Origin of the sequence: Flavobacterium sp. FlaQc-48 (assembly GCF_044007335.1) — a bacterium.
Taxonomy (GTDB): domain Bacteria; phylum Bacteroidota; class Bacteroidia; order Flavobacteriales; family Flavobacteriaceae; genus Flavobacterium.
Genome location: NZ_JBIPCR010000018.1, coordinates 70,089 through 93,263, shown reverse-complemented (window position 1 = coordinate 93,263; position 23,175 = coordinate 70,089). Strand labels below are relative to the sequence as shown.

Here is a 23,175-nt window from a genome sequence, read left to right as displayed (position 1 = left end):
TGTTTAATTAAAATAATATTATGGACGCATTAAGCTACAAGACAATTTCAGCTAGCAAAGCCACTGTAACTAAAGAGTGGATTGTTGTTGATGCTGAGGGTCATAACTTAGGTCGTCTTGCTTCAAAGGTTGCAATGATCTTAAGAGGTAAGTACAAGCCAAGTTACACACCGCACGTTGACTGTGGAGATAACGTAATTGTTATCAACTCAGAAAAAATTAACCTTACAGGTACAAAAATGAATGACAAAATTTACATGCGTCATACAGGTTACCCAGGAGGACAAAGAACTTTAACTGCTAAAGTATTGCAATCTAAAAACCCTGCATTATTAGTAGAAAAAGCTGTAAAAGGAATGTTGCCTAAAAACAAATTAGGTGCTGAACTTTTTAGAAATCTAAATGTTGTTGTAGGTGCTGAGCATACTCACGGAGCTCAAAAACCTAGAACTGTTAACCTAAACGATCTTAAGTAATGGGAGTTATTCACAAAATCGGTAGAAGAAAAACCGCTGTTGCACGTGTATATGTTTCTGAAGGAACAGGAAAAATCACTGTAAACAAAAAAGAATTCGCAACTTACTTTCCAACTGCAACTTTACAATACAAAGTTTTACAACCATTGTCTATGACAGAAAATGTAAACAACTTTGATGTAAAAGTAAACGTTTACGGAGGTGGTTCAACTGGTCAGGCAGAAGCTGTAAGAATGGCATTAGCACGTGTTATGTGTGAAGTAAATGCTGAAAACAGAGGTATCCTTAAACCAGAAGGTTTGTTAACAAGAGATCCAAGAATGGTTGAACGTAAGAAATTCGGTCAGAAGAAAGCTCGTAAGAGATTCCAATTCTCTAAACGTTAATATTACCTGTCTTGTTCAATTAGGACAAGACATGATCAATTATTTATTGAAATTAAAAAACACAGTTGTTGTTGCTCTCCTATCGAGGTAGGAAATAGTTTAGCATCTAAATGTATAAAGCCTGGGAAACCGCCATTTATACATTGCTAATCAACAGAACGTAAACTAGTACAAAAATGGCAAACAAAATAGAAGTAAAAGACTTACTAGAAGCAGGTGTTCACTTTGGACACATGACTAGAAAATGGGATCCAAACATGGCCCCTTACATTTATATGGAGCGTAATGGTATTCACATTATCAATCTATATAAAACTGCAGCTAAAATTGAAGAAGCTAACGAAGCTTTGAAAAAAATCGCTGCATCAGGTAGAAAAATCTTATTCGTAGCTACCAAAAAACAAGCAAAAGACATCGTTGCTGAAAAAGCAAAAGCTGCAAACATGCCTTACATCACTGAAAGATGGCCTGGTGGAATGCTAACTAACTTTGTAACTATCAGAAAGGCAGTTAAAAAAATGTCTTCTATTGATAAAATGAAGAAAGATGGTACTTTCATGACGTTATCTAAAAAAGAGCGTTTGCAAGTTGATCGTCTACGTGCGAAATTAGAGAAAAACTTAGGTTCAATCGCTGACATGTCAAGACTACCAGCTGCATTGTTCGTAGTAGATATCAAAGCTGAACATATCGCAATAAAAGAAGCACAAAAATTAAACATTCCAGTTTTCGCAATGGTTGATACGAATTCTGACCCAAGAGAGGTTGATTACGTTATTCCTGCAAATGATGATGCTTCTAAATCAATTGACAAAATTTTATCTTTAGTTACTGCTGCTGTAATCGACGGTCTTTCTGACAGAGGTTCTGACAAAGAAACTGAAGCTACAACAGAAGAAGCTGCGGCTCCTGCTGCTGTAGAAGCTGCTCCTGCGGCACCAGCTGTTGAGGCTGCTGCTCCTGCTGCAACTGAAGAATAAATCAAATTTAAATTCCAAATTTTAAATTCCAAATTCCAAATACAAAATTAAAAACGTTATGTTGATAATTTAATAAAATTGGAGTCTGGGATTTAGAAGATGGAATTTTTACTTTTAACATTAAAATTCAAAATATTATGGCAACAATTACTGCTGCAGACGTAAATAAATTAAGACAAACTACAGGTGCCGGAATGATGGACTGTAAAAAAGCTTTAGTTGAAGCTGATGGAGATTTCGATAAAGCGATACAAAACCTTAGAGAAAAAGGACAAAAAGTTGCTGCTAACCGTTCTGACCGTGAGTCTTCTGAAGGAGCTGCTGTTTCTTTTATCAATGCTGACAATACTAAAGGAGCTATCATCACTTTAAACTGCGAAACAGATTTCGTAGGTAAAAATGAGGCTTTCGTAACTTTAGCTAAAGAATTAGTAGAAAGAGCTATTAACTTCTCTACTAAAGAAGAATTCTTAGCTTCAGATTTCAACGGAATTACTGTTGCTGAAAAATTAATCGAGCAAACTGGAGTTATCGGTGAAAAAATCGAAATCGGTGGTTTTGAAATTTTAGAAGGTGCTTTTGTTGGATCTTATGTTCACGTTAACAAAATTGCTGCATTAACTGCAATTTCTGCTGCAATTCCTAACGCTGAAGTTTTAACTAAAGATGTTTCTATGCAAGTTGCTTCTATGGGAGCTGATACATTATCTTACAAAGATTTTGATCCTGCTTTCGTTGAATCTGAACTTGCTGCTCGTATTGCTGTAATCGAAAAGGATAATGAAGAAGCAAAACGTTTAGGAAAAACTTTAAAAAATGTTCCTAAATACATTTCTTTCTCTCAATTGACTGAAGAAGTTTTAAAACAAGCTGAAGAAGATGCTAAAGCTGAATTAAAAGCTGAAGGTAAACCAGAACAAATTTGGGATAAAATTATTCCAGGAAAAGTTCAACGTTTCATCTCTGACAACACTACTTTAGATCAGGAGAAAGCTTTATTAGATCAAAACTTCATCAAAGATGATAGTAAAAAAGTAGGTGATTACGTTAAAGGATTCAACGTTGAAATTACAGGTTTCAAAAGAGTTACCTTAGGTTAATATATTATTATTTCAATATAAAAAGCCCTGAATATTCATTTATTCAGGGCTTTTTTATTGGCTTTAAACCCGTAGATCTAATTAATCCGGCTGCTATTGGAAACGTTTGTCAAATAAACGAACACAGCATAAAGAATAGTAAAGGTCTTCCACCTACAGGGCTAAACTGCCAGCAAAATTCGCAAAGCTTTTCCTGTCCTTTAATCCCAAAATCTGTGGCTAAAAGAACCAACATATCGCTTCATTTACTATAAAAAAAATCCCCGAATATATATTCGGGGATTCTATCAGAATGTTGTCTTCTTATTTTTTATCCTTAATTGGAAAATTTCTGGCACGCATTAAAGCATCAGATTTAGGAGCCCTGCCTCTAAAGTTTTCATACGCTTTCTCCTGATCAATAGTATTTCCTACACTAAAAACATTATCATAAAGACGCTTAGCTACTTCTTTATCATAAGGGCCTTTTCCTTCTGTAAAAGCCTCCCAGGCATCTGCATTAATTACATCTGCCCATAAATAACTGTAATATCCGGCTGAATATCCATCACCTGAGAAGATATGTCCAAACTGAGGAATTCTGTGACGCATTACAATTTCTGATGGCATATGAAGCGCATCTAAAGTTTCTTTTTCAAATTTATGAGGATCAATAGTTGTTGTGGCTAAATGAAGTTTCATATCAATTAAAGAGCTTGAAATAGTCTCTACTGTCGAAAATCCTTCTCCAAAAGTACCTGCTCTCTCAATTCTGTCTACCAATGCCTTTGGCAGGGGCTGATTTGTTTTATAATGCAAAGCGAATTTATTCAACACTTCAGGAGTAGCCAACCAGTGCTCTAACAATTGCGAAGGAAATTCTACATAATCTCTCGCAACAGATGTTCCCGCTAAACTTGGATATGTTACATTAGAACAAAGTCCGTGTAGTGCATGTCCAAATTCATGAAATAAAGTCGAAGCATCCTCCCAGGAAATTAAAACCGGCTCATTTGCTGCTCCTTTAATAAAATTACAGTTATTAGATACAATGGTAAGCACATCACCGTCCATTTTTTGTTGGTCACGATACGCATTCATCCATGCCCCTGAACGTTTTCCTGCACGGGCATAAGGATCAAAATACCATAAACCAACAACTTTACCCGTAACTCTGTTACTTACTTCCCAAACACGTACATCAGGATGATAAACCGGAACTGTTGTAATTTGTTTGAAGCTAAGATTGAATAATTCTCCGGCAACCCAAAACATTCCTTCACGTAAGTTTTCTAATTGCAGGTAAGGCTTAACTTCATTTTGATCTAGATCATATTTTGCCTTTCTAACTTTCTCAGCATAATAACGATAATCCCAAGGCTGAATTTTAAATTTTCCGCCTTCAGCATCTACAATTTTTTGCATTTCTGCAACGTCCTGATGTACTTTTTCTACGGCAGGCTCCCACACAGATTCCATTAGAGCCAGTGTTTTCTTAGGGTCTTTTGCCATTTTATTAGACAAACTCCAATCAGCAAAAGTAGGAAAGCCTAGCAAATTTGTTTTTTTAGTACGCAATTGTAAAATAGATACAAGTGTCGCATTATTATCGTTTGCATTACCATTATCACCACGTTTCACAAAAATATCAAACGCTTTTTCTCTTAAGTCCCTGCGGGTCGAGAACGTTAAAAATGGCTCAATAGAAGAACGTGTATTTGCAATACAGCCTAAAACATTTAATTTTCTTTCTTTAGCTTCAGCAATAGCAGCATTTTTAACTTCTAATGGCAAACCATCAAAATCACTTTCTGTTTTCAGTTCCACATATTGATTGTGTTCTTCTGCCAGTAAATTTTGGCTAAAACGAGTAAAAAGTGTTGCTAATTCTTTATTAATTGCAGCTACTTTTTCCTTGTCTTTCTCATTTAATTTCGCTCCTTCACGAACGAAGTTTGTATAATACAACCAAATTAATCGCTGTTGTTCACTGGTTAACTTTTTACTCTCTTTTGAGTTGTATAAAGTTTCTACTCTTGTAAACAACTTTTTATTCTGATTAATTTTATCGGTAAATTCAGAAAACTTTGGAGACATTTCTCTGTCAATAGCACTAAACTCAGGGCTACTTAAATTAGATCTGTAAATTCCGTAAACCGTAGAAATCCTCTCGATTGTTTGTCCGGAACGTTCTAAAGCAGCGATCGTATTATCAAAAGTTGGCGCTTTTGGATTATTAGCAATAGCATCAATTTCATTCAGTTTTTCCTGAATAGCAAATTCTAATGCTGGTTTAAAGTCTGAAACCTTGTACTCATTAAAAGCAGGAACTCCTCCGTAAGGCCCTGTCCATTTTTTAAGCAATGGATTCTCAGAATTACTTTGTGCGTTGGCCGCAAATAAGGTTGTTCCCATGAGAAAAATTGTCATTAATTTTTTCATTATCATTAATTTGATTTAATATAAAATAAAATATGTTATTGTTCCAAATGTAACCAAAAATCACCATTCGAAGGAAAATTTTAACTTCTGATTATCTACACAGAATACCTTAATTTAAATTCTAATCTATTCTACTTATAGAGAAATAGTTTAAATTTGGAACTTCATTTACCACATCACATGTTTAAAACCCGAAAAGAAATTGTTTTTGTAGTTCTGGCAGGCATTTTTATAACGAATGCCGTTGTAGCAGAACTTATTGGAGGAAAATTAATTCAAGTTGGCCCATTTGTAATGAGCATTGGTATTTTGCCCTGGCCGGTAGTTTTTTTAACCACAGATTTGATTAATGAATATTTTGGAGAAAAAGGCGTAAAAAAACTCTCTTTCATAACGGCTTGCCTGATTGCTTATGCTTTTTTAATATTATTTATGGCCATTGTAATTCCCGCCGCAAAAGGAATCAGCCCTGTAAACGACGAACAATTTCAGGCAGTTTTTGGTCAAAGTATGTGGATCATTGTAGGTAGTTTAATTGCCTTTATGGCATCTCAATTAATTGATGTCTGGATATTCTGGTTTTTTAAAAGACGTACCGGAGAAAGAAAAATATGGCTCAGAACAACAGGATCAACAGTAATCTCACAATTATTTGATTCTTTTATTGTTCTTGGTATTGCTTTTTGGTTACCCGGAAAAATTAATTTTGACACCTTTCTTTCGTCTGCTTTAATTGGATATACTTTTAAATTATCGATCGCCGTTTTATTGACTCCGTTAATTTATGCCGGACATCATCTGATTAAAAAATACCTGGAAGAAGATCCTTCTGTTAAAGATTAAGATTATCTTGTAGTCATGAAAAAATTAATTGTCGTCTTACTTCTTTTAATGGCCTATTTTATGACAGGCTGTGGTAATGATGCAAAAAAACAACCTAAAAAAGAGAAAGTATATCCTGTAAATAAATTAAAGCCTGCTTCTGCGAAAATCATCAAAAAAGAATCATCAAAAATTGCCCTGGTTTCTAATTCCAAAAAAAAATCTATTCCTGATAAAAAGAATATTTTTTCAGTCAAAGAAAATGACTCAAAACCGCAGATTCAAAACCAACAGATTACAACAAACAGTAATAAATTAGATCTGAGCGAAGAGGCAAATAAAAACTTAATGACATTTGTTAATTTACGTAAAATACTTTACGGAAGTAAAATTGGACAAACTTTGACTCAGGAACAGCTAACTCAAAAATTCGAAATTCCGGAAGAAGCCGTTAAACTTGTAAAAAGCATTACAAAAACTGACGATGATGAAATTGCCGTAAAATGGCGTTCAACATGGTTGGTAGAAAAAATATCGGATGCAAAATTCAAAGACGGCCTTATGAAAATTACTTTTAAAGCCAATAAACTATACACTTCAGGGACTGCAATAGGCATCAAATACGACAAAAAGATCTACAATGAATTGGTCATAATTGGTCGTTCTGCTTATATTCCGGGTGTAAAAGGATATAGCTGGCAAATTGGAAAATAATGGAAAACAAAAATCTAGTTAGATGTGGCTGGTGTTCTGCCAGCGATTTATACAAAAAATACCATGACGAAGAATGGGGCGTTCCCGTTTATGAAGATTCCTCTTTGTTCGAATTTCTGATTTTAGAAACTTTTCAGGCAGGTCTGAGCTGGATTACTATTTTAAACAAAAGAGAAAACTTCAGAATTGCTTTTGACAATTTTGATTATAAAAAAATAGCCCATTATCCTGAAGAAAAAATTGAATCGTTATTACAGGATAGCGGAATCATTCGCAATAAGCTTAAAATTCGCGCTACAGTTTCAAACGCTCAGGCTTTTATGAAAGTTCAGGAAGAATTTGGGACTTTCTCTGAGTACATCTGGAAATTCACCAACGGCAAACCCATAAACAACAACCCCAAAACATTAAAAGACGTTCCCGCCACTACTCCGCTTTCTGATAAAATTAGTAAAGATTTAAAAAAACGCGGATTCAAATTCGTTGGTTCAACCGTGATTTATGCACACATGCAAGCTACCGGAATGGTCAATGATCATATAGAAGATTGCTGGACAAGGACTAAATAATCTTCAGTTTTAAGTCGCAGATTTAAGTGGTGCTTTTCCGTTTTTCAAAACTTGAAGCCTGAAACCTGAAACTTTTAAACAAAATTTACATATATTTGCTTCACACTTTAGGGGTGTCTACAACTTGTAGGCTGAGATTTTACCCTCTGAACCTGATCTAGTTCATACTAGCGTAGGGAAAAGTAAGATGACTTCTGCGCGCATTTTTATGCGTAATTGTAGCCATTCCTAGAGTAGAGACGCACAAAAGTGCCTTTCGATAATCTCTAAATCAAGAAGGAATGGAACTAAAAATCAACCAACAAATCAAACAATTCAATGCTGAATCGCTAAGCGTTCAATCATTGCTCGATCTCGAAATTCCACACAAACAAAACGGAATCGCCGTTGCTATTAATAATACCGTTGTTCCAAAAAGTAATTGGAGCCAACATCTCGTACACGAAACTGACGAAATTCTAATCATTTCTGCAACACAGGGAGGCTAGGAATCAAATTCCAATTGAAACCTAACCCAAAACGCACTACCGTATGCCTCTTTGGGAAACAACCCCAAAAAACCACAATCAAGATCCAAAACCTGAAAGCTGAAACCTGAAACTTGAAACAAAAAAAAAAACGAAATTAAACCCCTTCCTATGACTAACGAAGAAAAAATCTCCAGAACCCCTTTTCCAAACTCCAAAAAAGTATACGTAAAAGGCGAAATTCACCCAATAGAAGTAGCAATGCGCGAAGTAATCCTTAGCGACACAAAATTTTCTAATGGCGGAATCGAAAAAAATCCACCTGTAACAATTTACGATACTTCCGGCCCATACACCGATCCAAAGATCGAGATTGATATTCGTAAAGGATTGCCACGATTGAGAGAAGCATGGATTTTAAACAGAAACGATGTCGAAATCTTAAACGAAATCACTTCAGATTACGGACAAACACGATTGAAAGATGAAAGTTTAAATCATCTTCGTTTCGAATATTTACATCAGCCAAAACGTGCAAAAAAAGGAGCAAATGTAACACAACTCTATTACGCCAAACAAGGCATCATAACCCCTGAAATGGAATATATCGCGATTCGCGAAAACCAACGCATCGAACTTTTAAACGAGCAAACCAGCGCCATGAAATGTCAGCATAACGGACATAGTTTTGGAGCCAACACACCAAAAAGCAAAATCACGCCGGAATTTGTGCGTAGTGAAGTCGCTTGCGGAAGAGCCATAATCCCAAACAATATCAACCATCCCGAAAGTGAACCAATGATTGTTGGCCGCAATTTTTTAGTAAAAATAAACGCCAATATCGGGAACAGCGCCGTAACATCAAGCATTGAAGAAGAAGTTGAAAAAGCAGTCTGGGCTTGTCGTTGGGGAGCAGATACAATCATGGATTTATCGACAGGAAAAAACATCCACGAAACCAGAGAATGGATTATTCGTAATTCGCCAGTCCCTATTGGTACTGTTCCTATCTACCAGGCTTTAGAAAAAGTAAAAGGAATTGCCGAAGATTTAACCTGGGAAGTTTTCCGTGATACCCTGATCGAACAGGCAGAACAAGGTGTTTCGTATTTCACGATTCATGCCGGAGTTTTGTTGCGTTACATTCACTTAACTGCCGATCGTGTCACAGGAATCGTTTCGCGTGGCGGATCAATTATGGCAAAATGGTGTTTATTCCATCATAAAGAAAACTTCTTATATACTCATTTCGAGGAAATTTGCGAAATCATGAAACAATATGATGTTGCTTTTTCTTTAGGCGATGGTTTACGTCCGGGCTCTATTGCAGATGCCAATGATGCAGCTCAATTTGCAGAACTGGAAACATTAGGTGAACTGACAAAAATTGCCTGGAAACATGATGTTCAGGTTTTTATTGAGGGGCCTGGTCACGTACCCATGCACATGATTAAGGAAAACATGGACAAACAATTAGAACATTGTCATGAAGCCCCATTTTATACTTTGGGCCCGCTAACTACAGATATTGCACCAGGTTACGATCACATCACATCTGCAATTGGAGCTGCGATGATTGGATGGTATGGTTGTGCTATGCTATGTTATGTTACGCCAAAAGAACACCTTGGCTTACCCAACAAAAAAGATGTCAAAGACGGTGTGATTACTTATAAAATTTCAGCTCATGCTGCTGATTTGGCCAAAGGTCATCCGGGAGCACAATATCGTGATAATGCCTTAAGCAAAGCCCGCTTCGAATTCCGTTGGGAAGATCAGTTTAATTTATCATTAGACCCTGACACAGCCAGAGAATTTCACGATGAAACACTTCCTGCCGATGGTGCAAAAGTGGCCCATTTCTGTTCGATGTGTGGCCCAAAATTCTGTTCTATGAAAATATCTCAGGAAATTCGTGACGTTGCTGCTGCCGAAAAAGGCATGCAGGAAAAATCAGAAGAGTTTATCGAGCAAGGGAAAGAGATTTATATTTAATTTTTTTAGAATATAGAAAAAAGAGTAAAGAATACAGAGTATGATCGTAATTACAAATCCTTCTGTTATTGCAAATGAAATCAGCATTATTGATTCTTTATTTGAAGAGGGATTGTCTTTGCTTCATATCAGGAAACCCGATTTTTCTAAGATAGAAATGGCTCAATTTATTCATCAGATAAAACTGGAATATAGATCGAATTTGGTATTACACAATCATCATGATTTAGCTGAAGATTTTGGCATTAACCGAATTCATTTTTCTGAAAAGGAACGGAAAGATAGTTTTTCAATTAATCATGATCAAAGGATATTTTCAACATCAACACATGCTATCGAAGATTTCAATTCATTAGAAAATAATTTTGATTATGCATTTCTAAGTCCTGTTTATCAAAGTATTTCTAAAGAAGATTATCATCCAAAAGAGAACCTTTTTGAAGCTTTAAAATCAAGAACAAATCATAAAACAAAACTTGTCGCTCTTGGCGGAATTGATGCTAAAAACATCCCAAAAACTCTTGAAAATGGTTTTGACAATATAGCTCTTTTAGGAAGCATCTGGAATAACGAAAACCCAATAAAACAATTCAAATTATGTCAGCAAATCGCCCAATTGTACTTAGCATAGCAGGTTTTGACCCATCTGGCGGTGCTGGTGTTTTGGCTGATATCAAAACATTCGAACAGCATCAGGTTACCGGATTTGCCATAACAACCGCCAATACCATCCAGACTGAAAACGAGTTTTTTGAAATCGAATGGACAGATTTGAGTTTTGTAATTCGATCTATTGAAAAATTATTTAAAAACTATGAAATCAAAGCTGTCAAAATTGGAATTGTTCCCTCTTTACATTATCTAAACCAAATCCTGTCGACCATAAAAGTAGTATCACCAGCCACAAAAATTGTTTGGGATCCGGTTTTAAAATCAACTACAGCATTCGAATTTATGACGATTGAAGATCAATTGGATTTGAATAAAATGCTATCCAAAATCGACTTGATTACACCTAACTATAATGAAATAGAAATTTTGTTTCCGGGTTTTATTTCGAATAAACTTTGGCTTAAAAATGAAATCTCAACTTCTGTTTTATTAAAAGGCGGGCACAATCCTTCTGAAATTGGAACAGATCGATTATTTCTAAAAGATGAAATTATTGATTTGCTTCCATCTGCTAAAGAATGCTTCGGGAAACATGGTTCCGGTTGTGTTTTATCCTCTGCCATTGCCGCAAATTTAGCCCTAAATCAATTCAAAAAAGAAGCTTGCAAAAATGCTAAAACCTACATTGAAAAATACCTGAGTTCAACTTCAACCTTAATAGGCTATCATTATGTACCATAAACTACAATACATTTCACAAGGAAAAACCATAGAAGAACAATTGTACAATATTCATCGTGCATTAGATGCCGGTTGCGATTGGATACAAATGCGATTTAAGGATCAGACTACTAAAAACACTTTTGCTTTAGCGGAGGCTGTAAAGTTTTTATGCGAAGAGTATCTGGCCAATTTTATTGTAAACGACAATCTGTATCTCGCTCAACAAATAGCGGCAGACGGAGTACATTTAGGGCTGTCAGACATGAAAATTGATGAAGCCAGAGCTATTTTGGGTAATACAAAAATTATAGGCGGTACAGCAAATACTTTTGAAGATATTGAGAATCATGTGAAAAATGGCTGTGACTATATTGGCTTAGGTCCTTTTAGATTTACCCGTACAAAAGAAAAATTAAGCCCTGTTCTAGGTTTGTCAGGCTACTTTGAGATTCTTCAAAAAATGAAACGTACCGATCTCAAAATTCCGGTTTATGCTATTGGAGGAATCGAATTAGAGGATCTAAATTCCTTAATGGAAACCGGAATTCATGGTATCGCAGTTTCCGGAATGATCACAAATAGCGATCAGAAAAAGAAATTAATTCAACTACTAAACGAAAAGTTATATGCAAACGTCATTGTTTAAAATTGGAGATAAAACCCTAACCTCCCGCCTGTTTTTAGGAACCGGGAAATTTGGGTCGAACAGACAAATGGAAGAAGCCATTTTAGCATCAGGAAGCGAATTGGTTACTGTTGCCCTAAAACGCATTGATTTAGAAACAGAAACCGATGCTATTTTATCGCATTTACAACATCCGAATATTCATTTATTACCTAATACTTCGGGAGCCAGAAATGCCAAAGAAGCCGTTTTTGCTGCACAATTAGCAAGAGAAGCTTTAGAAACCAACTGGCTAAAACTAGAGATTCATCCGGATCCAAAATACTTAATGCCGGATCCGATAGAAACTCTAAAGGCAACAGAAGAATTGGCTAAACTTGGATTTTTTGTTTTGCCTTATATTCATGCAGATCCTGTTTTATGTAAACATTTAGAGAATGCCGGAACAACTGCCGTGATGCCTTTAGGTTCTCCTATTGGAAGCAATAAAGGTTTAAAGACAATCGATTTTCTGGAGATTATAATGGAGCAAAGCAATGTTCCGGTTATCATCGACGCCGGAATTGGTTCTCCGTCTGACGCTGCAAAAGCAATGGAAATTGGCGCTGATGCTGTTTTGGTGAATACCGCTATTGCCGTAGCAGGAAACCCAAAACTAATGGCAGAGGCTTTTCGAGAAGCTGTTATTGCAGGGCGAAAAGCTTTTGAGGCTAAAATTGCTCATCAGCAAAATTATGCAATTGCTTCTAGTCCGCTAACCTCTTTTTTATATGACTAATAAATAATTTAACCGCAAAGTCCGCAAAGAAAAGCGCTAAGAACGCAAAGCTTTGCAAACCTTGCGTAAATCTCCGCGCTCTTTGCGGTTAAAAAACTATGAAAACATTTAAGTCGGTTTTTGAACAATACGATTGGGATACCATCCAATCAAAAATATATCAAACCACATCAAAAGATGTAGAACGTTCTTTGGCCAAAACCAAACGACATCTCGATGATTTTCTAATTCTGATTTCTCCCGTTGCCCAAAACTATTTAGAGCAAATGGCGCAGGAATGCCATGAAATCACCAAAAAACGTTTTGGCAAGACTATTCAAATGTATGCACCACTTTATCTAAGTAACGAGTGTCAGAACATTTGTACCTACTGTGGGTTTAGTTTAGACAATAAAATCAAACGAAAAACCCTTTCTGATACCGAAATTAAACTTGAAGTGGAAGCATTAAAAAACACAGGTTTTGATCACGTCTTACTGGTTACAGGTGAAGCAAATTATACCGTGAATATTAATTATTTTCTGAATGCCATTACTTTAATCAGGAAAGAGTTTTCGATTATTTCTGTTGAAGTTCAGCCACTTTCCACAGAAGATTATGAGCGTTTGCATGAAGTCGGAGTTTATTCGGTTTTAGTGTATCAGGAAACCTATCATCAGGAAGTTTACAAAAAATACCATACCAAAGGCAAAAAATCAAATTTCGATTATAGACTGGAAACTCCTGACCGAATTGGAACCGCAGGAATTCATAAAATAGGCCTGGGCGTTTTATTAGGTTTGGAAGATTGGCGGACAGATAGTTTCTTTAATGCCCTGCATCTTGATTATCTTCAAAAGAAATACTGGCAGACTAAATATTCGGTTTCTTTTCCGAGATTACGTCCTGCGGAAGGGATTATCGAACCCAATTTCATTATGGATGATAAGGATTTAACACAACTTATTTGTGCGTACCGTTTATGGAATGAAGATCTTGAAATCTCAATTTCGACCCGGGAAAATGAAAAATTCAGAAACAACATTATCCCTATTGGAGTTACGAGTATGAGTGCAGGTTCTAAAACCAATCCGGGTGGTTATGTAGTTGACCCGCAATCTTTGGAACAATTCGAAATAAGTGATGAACGTTCAGCAAAAGAAATCGCGCAAATCATCACAAATTCAGGCTACGAAGCCGTTTGGAAAGATTGGGACAAAAATTTTAGTTATCAGGTTTAACATTTGAAGTTACAAGTTTCAGGTTTCAGGTTTTACAAATCACATTTTACCTTTTACAATTTACAAAATGAGTATCATAAAAGAATTTCTTCGTTACAACAGACAAACCATATTACCTGAAATTGGGGATGAAGGTCAGGAAAAACTAAAAAAAGCAAAAGTTTTGGTAATTGGAGCGGGCGGTCTAGGTTGTCCGATTCTGCAATATATTGCAACTGCAGGTGTTGGTTTTATTGGCATTATGGATTTTGATACAATCGAAATTCATAATTTACACAGACAGATTTTATATACTGAAAATGAAATTGGTCACGAAAAAGCTCTTGTTGCCAAAGAAGTAGTTTCAAAGCTAAATCCGTTGATCAAAGTCGTTGCAATTCCGGAAAAAATGACAATCGAAAACGCATCAAAAATTATTCAGCAATATGATATTGTCGTAGATGGTTCGGATAATTTTGCAACACGTTATTTAGTAAATGATACTTGCGTTGCTTTACAAAAAACATTGGTTTACGGTAGTATTTTAAAATTTGAAGGACAAATTGCAATTTTTAATCATAAAGGAAGTAAAAATTTGCGTGATTTATTTCCCGAAATGCCAGATCCAAAAGATGTTCCGAATTGTAATTTAAATGGTGTTCTGGGAACTTTACCCGGAATTATTGGCACTATGATGGCGCATGAAACGCTGAAGCTAATTTTAGGATTACCTACCTTAAAAAATGAATTAGTTCTCTTTAACACGTTGAATTACAGCTTCACAAAATTGAATTTCTAAAAACAATTTCATCTCCAACACTAATAACTCCCGAATTTAAACTCACAATATTGGTTCCAAATAAAACGGAATTATCCACTACTCGATATTTACTTAAGGTTTTGAGAGGTTCTTTTTTTAATTTACCATTTTCAGGATCATTATTCACCATGATACATCTTCCACAGGGTTTTACGTTTTTAAATTCTACTTCTCCTATTTTAAAAGTTGTAAAATCATCTTCTTCATGAGGAGTTTGGGAGCTTATTAGAATATTTGGGCGAAATCTTAAAATGGTAATTTTATCTGCTAATTTTTCATTTAAAAAATCTAAACTTTGACTTCCGATCATTAAATATGGGTAACCATCGGCAAGACTTACATTAAAGATTTCTTTTAATCGTGAACTTTCATGTTTACGATCTCCGGATTTAATGATTTTAACCAGCTTACATTCAAAACCCAAACGTTCGCTGAACCATTTAGAAGTTGAATGATTTACCTCAACTACTTCACTTTTATCATCCCAAACATTCACTTTTACAGGATCATCTAGGTGCTCCTTAATAGAAAATTCATGCTTATGCTCCTGAAAAACAATACTGATTTTCCCATCTGAAATTTGCGGGTAAAACTGACTTAAGATTCGATGTTCTCTTTGTGTTATAAATTGATTTTCAGAGTCAATCAACATCCATCTTCGATCATTTTCAAATCCCATTTCTTCTGCTAAAGCATTCTGGCAACTAATTCCCGCTAAGCTTTTTATCGGATAAATATAAATTTCTTTTACACTATAACTTGCACTCATTACGCTTTGTTTTCTAAAATAGACATAAATTCTTCACGATCAATTTCGCGACAACCTAAACTCTCCAAATGCGGATTATAAACCTGACAATCTAAAAGTTTGTAATTCTCTTTCTTTAAATAATTCACCAAAGCGATAAAAGCAACTTTTGATGCATTTGATACTTTAGAGAACATACTTTCACCACAAAAAACATGGCCTAAATCAATACCATACAAACCACCTACTAAAACCTCATCCTGCCAAACCTCAACAGATTTTGCAATTCCTTCTTCATTTAGTTTGCAATACGCATCAATCATGTCATTTGAGATCCAGGTCCCGTTTTGACCATCCCGTTTTATTTTTTGGCAATTGGAAATTACCGCTTTAAAATTTTGATTAAAAGTGACTTTAAACTGATTCCGGTTTATGATGTTTCGCATACTTTTAGACACAATCAATTCTTCTAAAAACAGGACCATTCGTGGATCCGGCGACCACCAAATAATTGGATCTCCTTCGTTAAACCAGGGAAATATGCCGCTTTTGTAAGCTAACTTTAATCTTTCCGGATCTAAATCGCCGCCAATTGCCAGAATGCCTTCTTCATCGGCTTCTGAAACTGGAGGAAAAAATAAGTCTTTGATTATATAATACATCTTTTAAATAAATTCTAATTTTTTAAATTCCAAACACCAAATTGAGCAGTTTCTTTGTCAAAGTTTCAAACTTTGACAAAGAACTAACACAAACTGAGCGTAAAAACAAAATTCCAAACTCCAATTACATATTTTATGAATTGGAATTTGGAATTTTGTTTTTGGAACTTAAACCTTTTTAGAAAGGTAAATCGTCTGGTTCGTCTTCGTTCAAATTAGTTGCTGGTGCAAAAGCTTCAGCAGCAGGCATTGGAGGAGTTTGCCCAGGTCCTTCTGGTGCTACTCTTTCGATTCTCCAACCTTGAATACTATTGAAATATCTGGTTTCTCCTTGTGGATTAACCCATTCTCTTCCTCTTAAATTGATAGAAACTTTTACTGCCTCTCCTTGTTTGTAGCTACTTAATAAATCGCATTTATCTTGTGTAAATTCGATCAAAATATGCTGTGGATACTGCTCATCTGTGGTAACAACCAACTCTCTTTTTTTAAATGCAGCACTAACTTGTTGCTCTGGGTTAACCACTTTTACTTTTCCTGTAACTTCCATCTTCTTCTATATTAATTATTGTTTCTTTTCTATTTTTTTTGCTAAAAGCACTTTCCATGCTGATAAAATATCATCATTATTAAGATATTTTTTCGCTTCTAAATGTATCTTTTCCTGATCATCGGAACTTAATACTCCTTTTACCGAAAAGTTTTCTTTCACAAATATACTAACTTCTTCTGTTGTAGGCAAGGCTTCTATGTTACCTAATTTTCCAAGATCATTTCCGCTAAAAACGGGGCTTTCTTTAATGAAATTTGGAATTACATCTACGCCAACCCCTAAAGTTGTTAGTGGTTTTGGCACTTCAAAAAGTCCTTCATTTGATCTTGAATACCAGTTACTTCCTAATCTCGAAACCAGATCAATTTTGTGTTGGTCAATAGCGCCGCTTTCGTCTAAAACAGCTTCATGAATATGCATTTTAACTACTTCACAAAGAATCAGATTTCCGGCTCCGCCCTGATCTCCTAACGAAATAATCTGCGTGACTTTACACTCAAACTGCACCGGAGACTCTTTTACACGGTAGGGTTTTACTAAATCTGACGAAATTTGTGTTAGCCCTGCTTTTATAAATTCATTTACTCCTTCAGCATATTCTGTACTGGCTAATGATGTTTGCTGTACTAAATCATAATTGACGACGTTGATCACAACTTCGCGAGTTGCTTCGGCATTGACCAGCGTATGCTTTACCGTATTGTCACGCACACGACGTGCCGGCGAAAAAATCAAAATAGGCGGATTGGCACTGAAAACATTAAAGAAACTAAATGGCGACAAATTGGGAATTCCCTTTGCACTTATTGTACTTGCAAAAGCGATTGGTCGTGGTCCTACGGCACTTTGTAAGTAACCATGTAATTTTGCCGTTGGTATCTCTTTTGGGTCGATGCTAATCATATTTCTTCTTTTTAACCGAATCTCATTCCGGCAACCACAAAAGTAGAGAAATCGTTTCTGCCAAAGAAATACTTTAGCCTTAAAAACAAAAAAATCTTTAAAGCTTTACAAAATATTACATGTGTTTATTTCGTTATATTTATACCTCAAAAATTAGTTTATGCGTTTTTCTGAAAGTAGAAATACAACTCGTTGGGTAATCATTTTCATTTCCTTTTCAATCATTTCTTTGATTCTTTGGAACACCTATACTTTTTTTCAAATTTTTAAAAATGAAGAAAGGCTAAAAATGAATCTTTGGGCAGATGCACAGAAGACATTGGTAAATGCAGATGAGAATACTGACCTGGATTTACCTCTTGAGATTATAAACAATAATACTTCTGTACCCGTTATGCTAACCATGTATGACAAAGTTATCAGTTCTGTAAATGTTCCGGAAGAAATTCTTCAAAACAAAGAAAAGTCTGTTTCGTACTTAAATAATTTAAAAAACGAAAATGATCCAATTGTCATTGAATACGCTCCCGGAAAGCATCAGGAACTATATTATGGTAATTCTGCTTTACTCAATAAACTTAAATATTATCCTGTTGCCCTGTTACTGATTATTTTTTTGTTTGGCGCTTTGATTTATAATTTTTACAAGAGTACCAAAATGGCGACTCAAAACAAACTATGGGCCGGAATGGCAAAAGAAACAGCGCATCAAATTGGAACGCCATTATCTTCTTTAATAGGTTGGGTGGAAATATTAAAAACCGAAGAAATTGACCCATCTATAACCTTAGAAATTGAAAAAGATATTGAACGGCTTCAAACTATTACAGATCGTTTTTCTAAAATAGGTTCTGTTCCTGTTTTAGAGGCACATGATATTGTGACTGAAACTTTGAATTCCTATGAATATTTACAATCTCGTTTTTCTAAACAAGTTACTTTTTCTTATCACGGGCCAAAAGAACCTATTTTAGGAATGATAAATCCGACTTTACATAGCTGGACTATCGAAAATCTCGTTAAAAATGCGATCGATGCCATGAAAGGAAAGGGGACTCTGGATCTGCAAATTGAACAAGATGCGCATCATGTAAAAATAAACGTGAAAGATTCCGGAACCGGAATTCAAAAAAAGCAATTCAAAAGGATTTTTGAACCTGGTTTTACGACTAAAAAACGCGGTTGGGGATTAGGGCTTTCTTTAACCAAAAGAATAGTCGAAGAATATCATAGCGGAAAAATAAAAGTTTTGCATTCTGAGATTGGAAAAGGAACTACTTTTCAGATTTCGCTAAATAAAAAAGTGTAGCAAATTACTTTACTACACTTTATCTTTTTATTTTGACTGTTAAACCTCGCTCGTACAAAATTCTTTTACATTCTAAAATGAGAGGTTTGTTTCGCTTTAGCCCAACCTGAATACCTCAAAAAAGCATTTCTGAATTTTACAAATTCGCCTGAATGCTTTTAGCCAATGCTCCAAATTCTTCTTTAGAAAGTGATACTTTATTGTGAAAACGCATTTCATCCATTTCGTTTAACGGAATTAAATGTACGTGTGCATGGGGAACTTCTAAACCTACCACTGCCATTCCGACTCTTTTGCAGGGAACCGTTTTTTCTAAAGCAATTGCAATTTTCTTAGAAAATTTCATCAATCCTAAATACAACTCATCTTCCATATCAAAAATCTTATCGATTTCTTGTTTTGGAATACATAGCGTGTGTCCCTTTGCATTTGGGTTTACATCTAAAAAAGCCAGATAATGATCATCTTCAGCAATTTTATATGAAGGAATTTCTCCGTTTACTATTTTGGTAAATATTGACATTGTTTATCCGTTTAATCATTTATCCGTTTAACCGATTAGAAAATAAACGGTTAAACTTTTAGAACTATTTAGTCTCTTGTAATTTCTAATATTTCGAATTTCAAAACTCCGTTTGGTACTGTAATTTCGGCTACTTCTCCAACAGATTTTCCCAGTAAACCTTTTCCAATAGGAGAGGTTACAGAGATTTTTCCGGTTTTTAAATCCGCTTCACTTTCAGCAACAAGTGTGTATTTCATTTCCATTCCGTTGCTTTGGTTTTTTATTTTCACATTAGAAAGCACCAATGCTTTAGAAACATCAAGTTGCGATTCGTCTATTAATCTTGCATTAGAGTACACTTCTTCGAGTTTAGCAATTCTCATTTCTAACAAACCCTGTGCTTCTTTTGCTGCATCATATTCGGCGTTTTCAGACAAATCACCTTTATCTCTTGCTTCTGCTATATCTTGAGATGCCTTAGGACGCATTACACTTTTTAAATGCTCCAACTCATCTTTTAATTTTTTTAATCCTTCTGCTGTATAATAAGATACTTTACTCATAACTTCATCGTTTATATAAATACAAAAAATCCCATTGGGATGGGATTTTGTATTACAAATATACTATTATTTTTTATAGTACATAATTATATGTTAATCATATAGATTTCAAATCTAAATATTTTATTTTTGTTTCACTAATTCTTATTAAAATAATGAAAAAATTCTGGGTCTTAATTGTATTTGTTTCTGTTCTTTTCTCTTGTAGTGATAATGGTATCAGCAACAAAAATCCTTACATTCCAAGTTATGCGGTCAATTTGTCTGTTGACATGAATTTGCCTGCTTATTCAAATCTTAAGTTTGTAAGTAATGGCGTTATAGTTCCTAACTACGGAGCAAAAGGAATTATTATTTTTAATGCCGGAAGCGGTTATAACGCATTTGATGCTGCCTGTCCCAATCAGGCCATCACTTCATGCAATGCCATGACCCTAAACGGCATCAATGCTGTTTGCTCGTGCGACAAAACAGAATATAGTTTGTTTACCGGACTTGGCGGAAAAGAATACCCACTAAAACAATATCGTGTTGAAGTAAGCGGAACTGTGATTCACGTTTATAATTAGAACTTACTACAATTTATAAGATATTGAAAACATAATAGCCCGAGGTAAAATATAAGTTGACTGTTCGCTAATTATATAATCTGAAAACTTATTAGTATATTTCTTTTTTAGATCCAGTAAATTAGTCACACTTAACTGAAAACCAAAGGGATTATTTTTTTTCTGATAAAACAATGAAGTATCTATCATATCATAGTAGTTAGATTGATTTCTGCTATCTTTATTTCTTAGGTAATCATAATTAATTTTATAGGTCAAAAATTTAAAAAAAGCAGCTTCGAATGCCCCTGTTAAAGCATCAGTCTGAAAGTGAGATTTTGTCAAACCTGAAAAACTGCTAAATCCTTTATTATAACCGACACTAATATCCGGCCACTTTTTATTTGCTGTTTTAAAAACCAAACCAATATTCTGATTATCCCTTCTATTAGTTGTGGTAATTTCATTTAAAGTTTGCGAATATTCAAACCATGATAACCTTGTATTCAATTTCAAATTAAATCGATAAATTCGCTTAGAAACTGAACCATTAAAACCAATACTAGTTTCGGGATTATCAGTCAAAACCGGAGTGTTAAATTGATTTATTCCATCTAATTGAATTTCATTTCGAATTACTTTTACTTTTTGAGAATAATTCAGCATCCCATTCCACATAATTCCTCTATAGGAATTCATTTTTGAATAACGCAAATTAGCTGAGTGATATTTTTCATTTTGTAATAATGCATTACCTTTAAATACAGCATTATAAAATTCTAAAGTGTATCTGTCTGCCAGCTGGTTTACCTCTGGAAATTTATTTTCTAATTTATAAGTAAAATTTAAGGTCTCTGATTTATTAAATTCATAATCACTATTCCATTGCGGCTGAAATAGCGTCTTTGAAACTGTATTATTACCTGTATTCTGATTAGTATTTAATTGATACCAATGCAAATAAAGACCAGGTTTGTTAACCCATTTACCTATTTTAAATTTATATTCTAAACCTACATAAGCATCATTTAGCTTATATTTAATATTGTTACCAAAACCGGCATCTGCAAAATCATTAATAGAACCATCTGTTAAAATCTGCTTTTCTGATGTTTTAAAATTAGAAGATTCATGGTTATTACCAATATGGGCGTATAAATGGTTGGAGTTATTTATAATCCAATAATATTTAAAAAGTGCATCGATACTATTTACCTCCGTTTTTTTTATCTGATTGAGTGTATAAGTATCATCTTTTTCTAAAGGTATTAATCCTTGTAAAAAGGATTCATTTGTAAACCAATTATTTATTGGTGTAATTTTAGTATAGGCCTGATTAATAACAAATGTTGTAGTATTATTTTTATTGTAATTTTTATGCCATTCAATATATTGCTTTACAGAAGCGTTATCGGATTTATTCATCGTTTCAAAAATACTGGAGCCTAAATTTGTTAGTGAATTCAGGGTGCTCATCAAATCATTTGTGCTTGATTGATACTGTCCATTGTAATACCATTTTTCTTTAGTAGAGGGCGAATAATCTAATTTTACATTTCCTATTCCTAATACTGAGGTATTTTCTGCATTTCTGTTTTTACTTTCAAAAGTAATTGTACTATTATTTAAATATTCATTCTTGCTGTCTATTCCTGAAGCCATTAAAACTTTAGAAAATATACTAAAACCTGAAACAGAAAGTTTAGAAGAAACATCATGACTAAAATTAACTGCCCCAAATTGCGATTTGTTCCTGACTACATCAGTATTATCATTAGAAAAAGAATATAAATTTGATAATGATTTTCTACCAGAAAGAAAACTACTTACTCCACCATCAAACCGCATTAAATCCTCAAACGTAAAAGTGCTTTTGCCAATGGTATTTGCATCGCCTATAAAACTTATATTTGTTTTTGGACTGTAATAAAACAAAGCTGCATGGGCAAGGTAAAACCCATTATCGCCTGCCCCAGCTTCGGCACTTGCCTCTATATCTCCAAAAACAAATTTCTTTTTATCTTCTTTAAGCTTTACATTCATTGCCAGGTCATCGCTATCTGAGACCTGTTTCATAAAACCTACTTCATTAAAATGATCTATAACTTCAATTTTATCTAAGGCATCTGCAGGGATATTTTCTACGGCCAGTTTAGAACCACCTCCAAAAAAGGACTTTCCTTCTACCAGCATTTTGGTTACTTTTTTACCCTGCACAGTAACCGTTCCGTTTTTATCGACCTCAACACCTGGCAGTTTTTCAAGGATTTCTTTCATCTTGCGTTCATTTCCATTCGCAAAACTATTAACATCGAACACTAAAGTATCTTTTTTAACAACAATAGGTTTAAACTCGTGTTTGATGACAATTTCTTTAAGGTTTTCGCCAGTTGCTTTAAGACGAAAATCGTGTATCGTTATGTCTGAAGAGGATTCAAGAATAAAAACCTCTTCAACATAACCAATATAGGAAACTGTAATTTCATATTTTACCTCTTTTTCAAGCTCCAATCGATAACGTCCTTTATTATCTGCAATAGCAAATTTTAAATTTGCTTTTTCCTGCAAAGGCTTAGCAATAACATTGGCAGATTCTAAAGGTTTTAGCGTTTCATCAGATACGATTCCTACGAAAGTTCTTGTTTGGGAATATGAAAGTGAGAAAATAAACAAAAAAAAGAACATAAAGTATTTCAT

25 protein-coding genes and 1 riboswitch are annotated in these 23,175 nt (G+C 34.6%); of the genes, 17 read left to right on the top strand and 8 right to left on the bottom strand.

The window, feature by feature from the left end; translation table 11 throughout:
* Nucleotides 1-20 precede the first annotated feature (20 nt).
* The 4 genes from rplM to tsf all read left to right on the top strand — a co-directional run bounded on the left by rplM (nt 21) and on the right by tsf (nt 2,942).
* Entirely contained in the window at nt 21-476 is a 456-nt protein-coding gene (gene rplM / locus ACHRWY_RS22470; RefSeq protein ID WP_026983738.1) for a 50S ribosomal protein L13, read from the top strand.
* Nucleotides 476-862 (top strand): 30S ribosomal protein S9, encoded by a 387-nt coding sequence (gene rpsI, locus ACHRWY_RS22465; protein ID WP_099710716.1) that lies wholly within the window; start codon nt 476-478, stop codon nt 860-862. The genes rplM and rpsI overlap by 1 nt, the downstream gene beginning before the upstream one ends.
* Before the next feature lie 176 nt (nt 863-1,038).
* Nucleotides 1,039-1,842: a 30S ribosomal protein S2 gene (gene rpsB / locus ACHRWY_RS22460; protein ID WP_140507788.1), complete on the top strand. Its 804-nt coding sequence runs from the start codon at nt 1,039-1,041 to the stop codon at nt 1,840-1,842.
* Nucleotides 1,843-1,979: 137 nt separating this feature from the next.
* The gene (gene tsf / locus ACHRWY_RS22455; protein WP_395357631.1) at nt 1,980-2,942 is read left to right on the top strand and encodes a translation elongation factor Ts; all 963 of its coding nucleotides are present in this window, start codon (nt 1,980-1,982) and stop codon (nt 2,940-2,942) included.
* Between the two features lie 303 nt (nt 2,943-3,245).
* Here tsf and ACHRWY_RS22450 read toward each other — a convergent pair whose 3' ends face one another.
* Complete coding sequence (locus ACHRWY_RS22450; RefSeq protein WP_395357630.1) at nt 3,246-5,363, bottom strand: M3 family metallopeptidase; 2,118 nt, start codon at nt 5,361-5,363, stop codon at nt 3,246-3,248.
* 180 nt (nt 5,364-5,543) lie between these two features.
* Between ACHRWY_RS22450 and ACHRWY_RS22445 the strand changes: the two genes are divergently transcribed.
* The 11 genes from ACHRWY_RS22445 to ACHRWY_RS22395 all read left to right on the top strand — a co-directional run bounded on the left by ACHRWY_RS22445 (nt 5,544) and on the right by ACHRWY_RS22395 (nt 14,666).
* Nucleotides 5,544-6,206, top strand: coding sequence for a queuosine precursor transporter (locus ACHRWY_RS22445; RefSeq protein ID WP_395357664.1), 663 nt, complete (start codon nt 5,544-5,546; stop codon nt 6,204-6,206).
* Between the two features lie 15 nt (nt 6,207-6,221).
* Nucleotides 6,222-6,899, top strand: a complete 678-nt coding sequence (locus tag ACHRWY_RS22440) for a hypothetical protein (RefSeq protein ID WP_395357629.1) — start codon at nt 6,222-6,224, stop codon at nt 6,897-6,899.
* Nucleotides 6,899-7,468, top strand: coding sequence for a DNA-3-methyladenine glycosylase I (locus tag ACHRWY_RS22435; protein ID WP_395357628.1), 570 nt, complete (start codon nt 6,899-6,901; stop codon nt 7,466-7,468). The genes ACHRWY_RS22440 and ACHRWY_RS22435 overlap by 1 nt, the downstream gene beginning before the upstream one ends.
* A gap of 99 nt (nt 7,469-7,567) precedes the next feature.
* Nucleotides 7,568-7,664: riboswitch (TPP riboswitch) on the top strand.
* Between the two features lie 85 nt (nt 7,665-7,749).
* On the top strand, nt 7,750-7,956 hold the full coding sequence (gene thiS / locus ACHRWY_RS22430) for a sulfur carrier protein ThiS (protein WP_395357627.1): 207 nt from the start codon (nt 7,750-7,752) through the stop codon (nt 7,954-7,956).
* A 150-nt stretch (nt 7,957-8,106) separates the two neighbouring features.
* Nucleotides 8,107-9,930 carry a phosphomethylpyrimidine synthase ThiC gene (thiC, locus tag ACHRWY_RS22425; RefSeq protein ID WP_395357626.1) on the top strand — a complete coding sequence of 608 codons (1,824 nt, stop codon included), beginning with the start codon at nt 8,107-8,109 and terminating at the stop codon, nt 9,928-9,930.
* Nucleotides 9,931-9,970: 40 nt separating this feature from the next.
* Nucleotides 9,971-10,561: a thiamine phosphate synthase gene (locus tag ACHRWY_RS22420; protein ID WP_395357625.1), complete on the top strand. Its 591-nt coding sequence runs from the start codon at nt 9,971-9,973 to the stop codon at nt 10,559-10,561.
* Nucleotides 10,528-11,283: a hydroxymethylpyrimidine/phosphomethylpyrimidine kinase gene (locus ACHRWY_RS22415; RefSeq protein WP_395357624.1), complete on the top strand. Its 756-nt coding sequence runs from the start codon at nt 10,528-10,530 to the stop codon at nt 11,281-11,283. The genes ACHRWY_RS22420 and ACHRWY_RS22415 overlap by 34 nt, the downstream gene beginning before the upstream one ends.
* Entirely contained in the window at nt 11,273-11,911 is a 639-nt protein-coding gene (locus tag ACHRWY_RS22410; RefSeq protein ID WP_395357623.1) for a thiamine phosphate synthase, read from the top strand. Before ACHRWY_RS22415 ends, ACHRWY_RS22410 begins: the two co-directional genes overlap by 11 nt.
* Nucleotides 11,892-12,668, top strand: a complete 777-nt coding sequence (locus ACHRWY_RS22405) for a thiazole synthase (RefSeq protein ID WP_395357622.1) — start codon at nt 11,892-11,894, stop codon at nt 12,666-12,668. Before ACHRWY_RS22410 ends, ACHRWY_RS22405 begins: the two co-directional genes overlap by 20 nt.
* Before the next feature lie 98 nt (nt 12,669-12,766).
* A complete protein-coding gene (thiH, locus tag ACHRWY_RS22400) occupies nt 12,767-13,888 on the top strand; it encodes a 2-iminoacetate synthase ThiH (protein ID WP_395357621.1) in 1,122 nt (373 codons plus the stop codon).
* Nucleotides 13,889-13,955: 67 nt separating this feature from the next.
* Nucleotides 13,956-14,666 carry a HesA/MoeB/ThiF family protein gene (locus tag ACHRWY_RS22395; protein WP_395357620.1) on the top strand — a complete coding sequence of 237 codons (711 nt, stop codon included), beginning with the start codon at nt 13,956-13,958 and terminating at the stop codon, nt 14,664-14,666.
* On the opposite strand, the gene ACHRWY_RS22390 is transcribed toward ACHRWY_RS22395, so the two are convergent.
* The 4 genes from ACHRWY_RS22390 to ACHRWY_RS22375 form a co-directional block, all read right to left on the bottom strand.
* Nucleotides 14,647-15,456 (bottom strand): MOSC domain-containing protein, encoded by an 810-nt coding sequence (locus tag ACHRWY_RS22390; RefSeq protein WP_395357619.1) that lies wholly within the window; start codon nt 15,454-15,456, stop codon nt 14,647-14,649. The genes ACHRWY_RS22395 and ACHRWY_RS22390 overlap by 20 nt on opposite strands.
* Nucleotides 15,456-16,097, bottom strand: a complete 642-nt coding sequence (gene aat / locus ACHRWY_RS22385) for a leucyl/phenylalanyl-tRNA--protein transferase (RefSeq protein ID WP_395357618.1) — start codon at nt 16,095-16,097, stop codon at nt 15,456-15,458. Before aat ends, ACHRWY_RS22390 begins: the two co-directional genes overlap by 1 nt.
* Nucleotides 16,098-16,275: 178 nt before the next feature.
* A complete protein-coding gene (locus ACHRWY_RS22380) occupies nt 16,276-16,647 on the bottom strand; it encodes a DUF3127 domain-containing protein (protein WP_395357617.1) in 372 nt (123 codons plus the stop codon).
* Between the two features lie 15 nt (nt 16,648-16,662).
* A complete protein-coding gene (locus tag ACHRWY_RS22375) occupies nt 16,663-17,553 on the bottom strand; it encodes a flavin reductase family protein (protein WP_395357616.1) in 891 nt (296 codons plus the stop codon).
* Nucleotides 17,554-17,713: 160 nt separating this feature from the next.
* Here ACHRWY_RS22375 and ACHRWY_RS22370 point away from each other — a divergent pair, with 160 nt between their 5' ends.
* A complete protein-coding gene (locus tag ACHRWY_RS22370) occupies nt 17,714-18,862 on the top strand; it encodes a sensor histidine kinase (RefSeq protein WP_395357615.1) in 1,149 nt (382 codons plus the stop codon).
* A gap of 136 nt (nt 18,863-18,998) precedes the next feature.
* On the opposite strand, the gene ACHRWY_RS22365 is transcribed toward ACHRWY_RS22370, so the two are convergent.
* Both ACHRWY_RS22365 and greA read right to left on the bottom strand, forming a co-directional pair.
* Nucleotides 18,999-19,385 carry an HIT family protein gene (locus ACHRWY_RS22365; RefSeq protein ID WP_395357614.1) on the bottom strand — a complete coding sequence of 129 codons (387 nt, stop codon included), beginning with the start codon at nt 19,383-19,385 and terminating at the stop codon, nt 18,999-19,001.
* 68 nt (nt 19,386-19,453) lie between these two features.
* Nucleotides 19,454-19,930, bottom strand: a complete 477-nt coding sequence (gene greA / locus ACHRWY_RS22360; protein WP_017497969.1) for a transcription elongation factor GreA — start codon at nt 19,928-19,930, stop codon at nt 19,454-19,456.
* Nucleotides 19,931-20,085: 155 nt separating this feature from the next.
* Here greA and ACHRWY_RS22355 point away from each other — a divergent pair, with 155 nt between their 5' ends.
* Nucleotides 20,086-20,499 carry a Rieske (2Fe-2S) protein gene (locus ACHRWY_RS22355; protein WP_395357613.1) on the top strand — a complete coding sequence of 138 codons (414 nt, stop codon included), beginning with the start codon at nt 20,086-20,088 and terminating at the stop codon, nt 20,497-20,499.
* A gap of 6 nt (nt 20,500-20,505) precedes the next feature.
* Here ACHRWY_RS22355 and ACHRWY_RS22350 read toward each other — a convergent pair whose 3' ends face one another.
* Nucleotides 20,506-23,175: a carboxypeptidase-like regulatory domain-containing protein gene (locus ACHRWY_RS22350; protein ID WP_395357612.1), complete on the bottom strand. Its 2,670-nt coding sequence runs from the start codon at nt 23,173-23,175 to the stop codon at nt 20,506-20,508.

Bases quoted from the DNA above. Each gene is read 5' to 3' on its own strand.
- rplM (WP_026983738.1), top strand. From the start codon at position 21: ATGGACGCATTAAGCTACAAGACAATTTCAGCTAGCAAAGCCACTGTA.
- rpsI (WP_099710716.1), top strand. From the start codon at position 476: ATGGGAGTTATTCACAAAATCGGTAGAAGAAAAACCGCTGTTGCACGT.
- rpsB (WP_140507788.1), top strand. From the start codon at position 1,039: ATGGCAAACAAAATAGAAGTAAAAGACTTACTAGAAGCAGGTGTTCAC.
- tsf (WP_395357631.1), top strand. From the start codon at position 1,980: ATGGCAACAATTACTGCTGCAGACGTAAATAAATTAAGACAAACTACA.
- ACHRWY_RS22450 (WP_395357630.1), bottom strand. From the start codon at position 5,363: ATGAAAAAATTAATGACAATTTTTCTCATGGGAACAACCTTATTTGCG.
- ACHRWY_RS22445 (WP_395357664.1), top strand. From the start codon at position 5,544: ATGTTTAAAACCCGAAAAGAAATTGTTTTTGTAGTTCTGGCAGGCATT.
- ACHRWY_RS22440 (WP_395357629.1), top strand. From the start codon at position 6,222: ATGAAAAAATTAATTGTCGTCTTACTTCTTTTAATGGCCTATTTTATG.
- ACHRWY_RS22435 (WP_395357628.1), top strand. From the start codon at position 6,899: ATGGAAAACAAAAATCTAGTTAGATGTGGCTGGTGTTCTGCCAGCGAT.
- thiS (WP_395357627.1), top strand. From the start codon at position 7,750: ATGGAACTAAAAATCAACCAACAAATCAAACAATTCAATGCTGAATCG.
- thiC (WP_395357626.1), top strand. From the start codon at position 8,107: ATGACTAACGAAGAAAAAATCTCCAGAACCCCTTTTCCAAACTCCAAA.
- ACHRWY_RS22420 (WP_395357625.1), top strand. From the start codon at position 9,971: ATGATCGTAATTACAAATCCTTCTGTTATTGCAAATGAAATCAGCATT.
- ACHRWY_RS22415 (WP_395357624.1), top strand. From the start codon at position 10,528: ATGTCAGCAAATCGCCCAATTGTACTTAGCATAGCAGGTTTTGACCCA.
- ACHRWY_RS22410 (WP_395357623.1), top strand. From the start codon at position 11,273: ATGTACCATAAACTACAATACATTTCACAAGGAAAAACCATAGAAGAA.
- ACHRWY_RS22405 (WP_395357622.1), top strand. From the start codon at position 11,892: ATGCAAACGTCATTGTTTAAAATTGGAGATAAAACCCTAACCTCCCGC.
- thiH (WP_395357621.1), top strand. From the start codon at position 12,767: ATGAAAACATTTAAGTCGGTTTTTGAACAATACGATTGGGATACCATC.
- ACHRWY_RS22395 (WP_395357620.1), top strand. From the start codon at position 13,956: ATGAGTATCATAAAAGAATTTCTTCGTTACAACAGACAAACCATATTA.
- ACHRWY_RS22390 (WP_395357619.1), bottom strand. From the start codon at position 15,456: ATGAGTGCAAGTTATAGTGTAAAAGAAATTTATATTTATCCGATAAAA.
- aat (WP_395357618.1), bottom strand. From the start codon at position 16,097: ATGTATTATATAATCAAAGACTTATTTTTTCCTCCAGTTTCAGAAGCC.
- ACHRWY_RS22380 (WP_395357617.1), bottom strand. From the start codon at position 16,647: ATGGAAGTTACAGGAAAAGTAAAAGTGGTTAACCCAGAGCAACAAGTT.
- ACHRWY_RS22375 (WP_395357616.1), bottom strand. From the start codon at position 17,553: ATGATTAGCATCGACCCAAAAGAGATACCAACGGCAAAATTACATGGT.
- ACHRWY_RS22370 (WP_395357615.1), top strand. From the start codon at position 17,714: ATGCGTTTTTCTGAAAGTAGAAATACAACTCGTTGGGTAATCATTTTC.
- ACHRWY_RS22365 (WP_395357614.1), bottom strand. From the start codon at position 19,385: ATGTCAATATTTACCAAAATAGTAAACGGAGAAATTCCTTCATATAAA.
- greA (WP_017497969.1), bottom strand. From the start codon at position 19,930: ATGAGTAAAGTATCTTATTATACAGCAGAAGGATTAAAAAAATTAAAA.
- ACHRWY_RS22355 (WP_395357613.1), top strand. From the start codon at position 20,086: ATGAAAAAATTCTGGGTCTTAATTGTATTTGTTTCTGTTCTTTTCTCT.
- ACHRWY_RS22350 (WP_395357612.1), bottom strand. From the start codon at position 23,175: ATGAAATACTTTATGTTCTTTTTTTTGTTTATTTTCTCACTTTCATAT.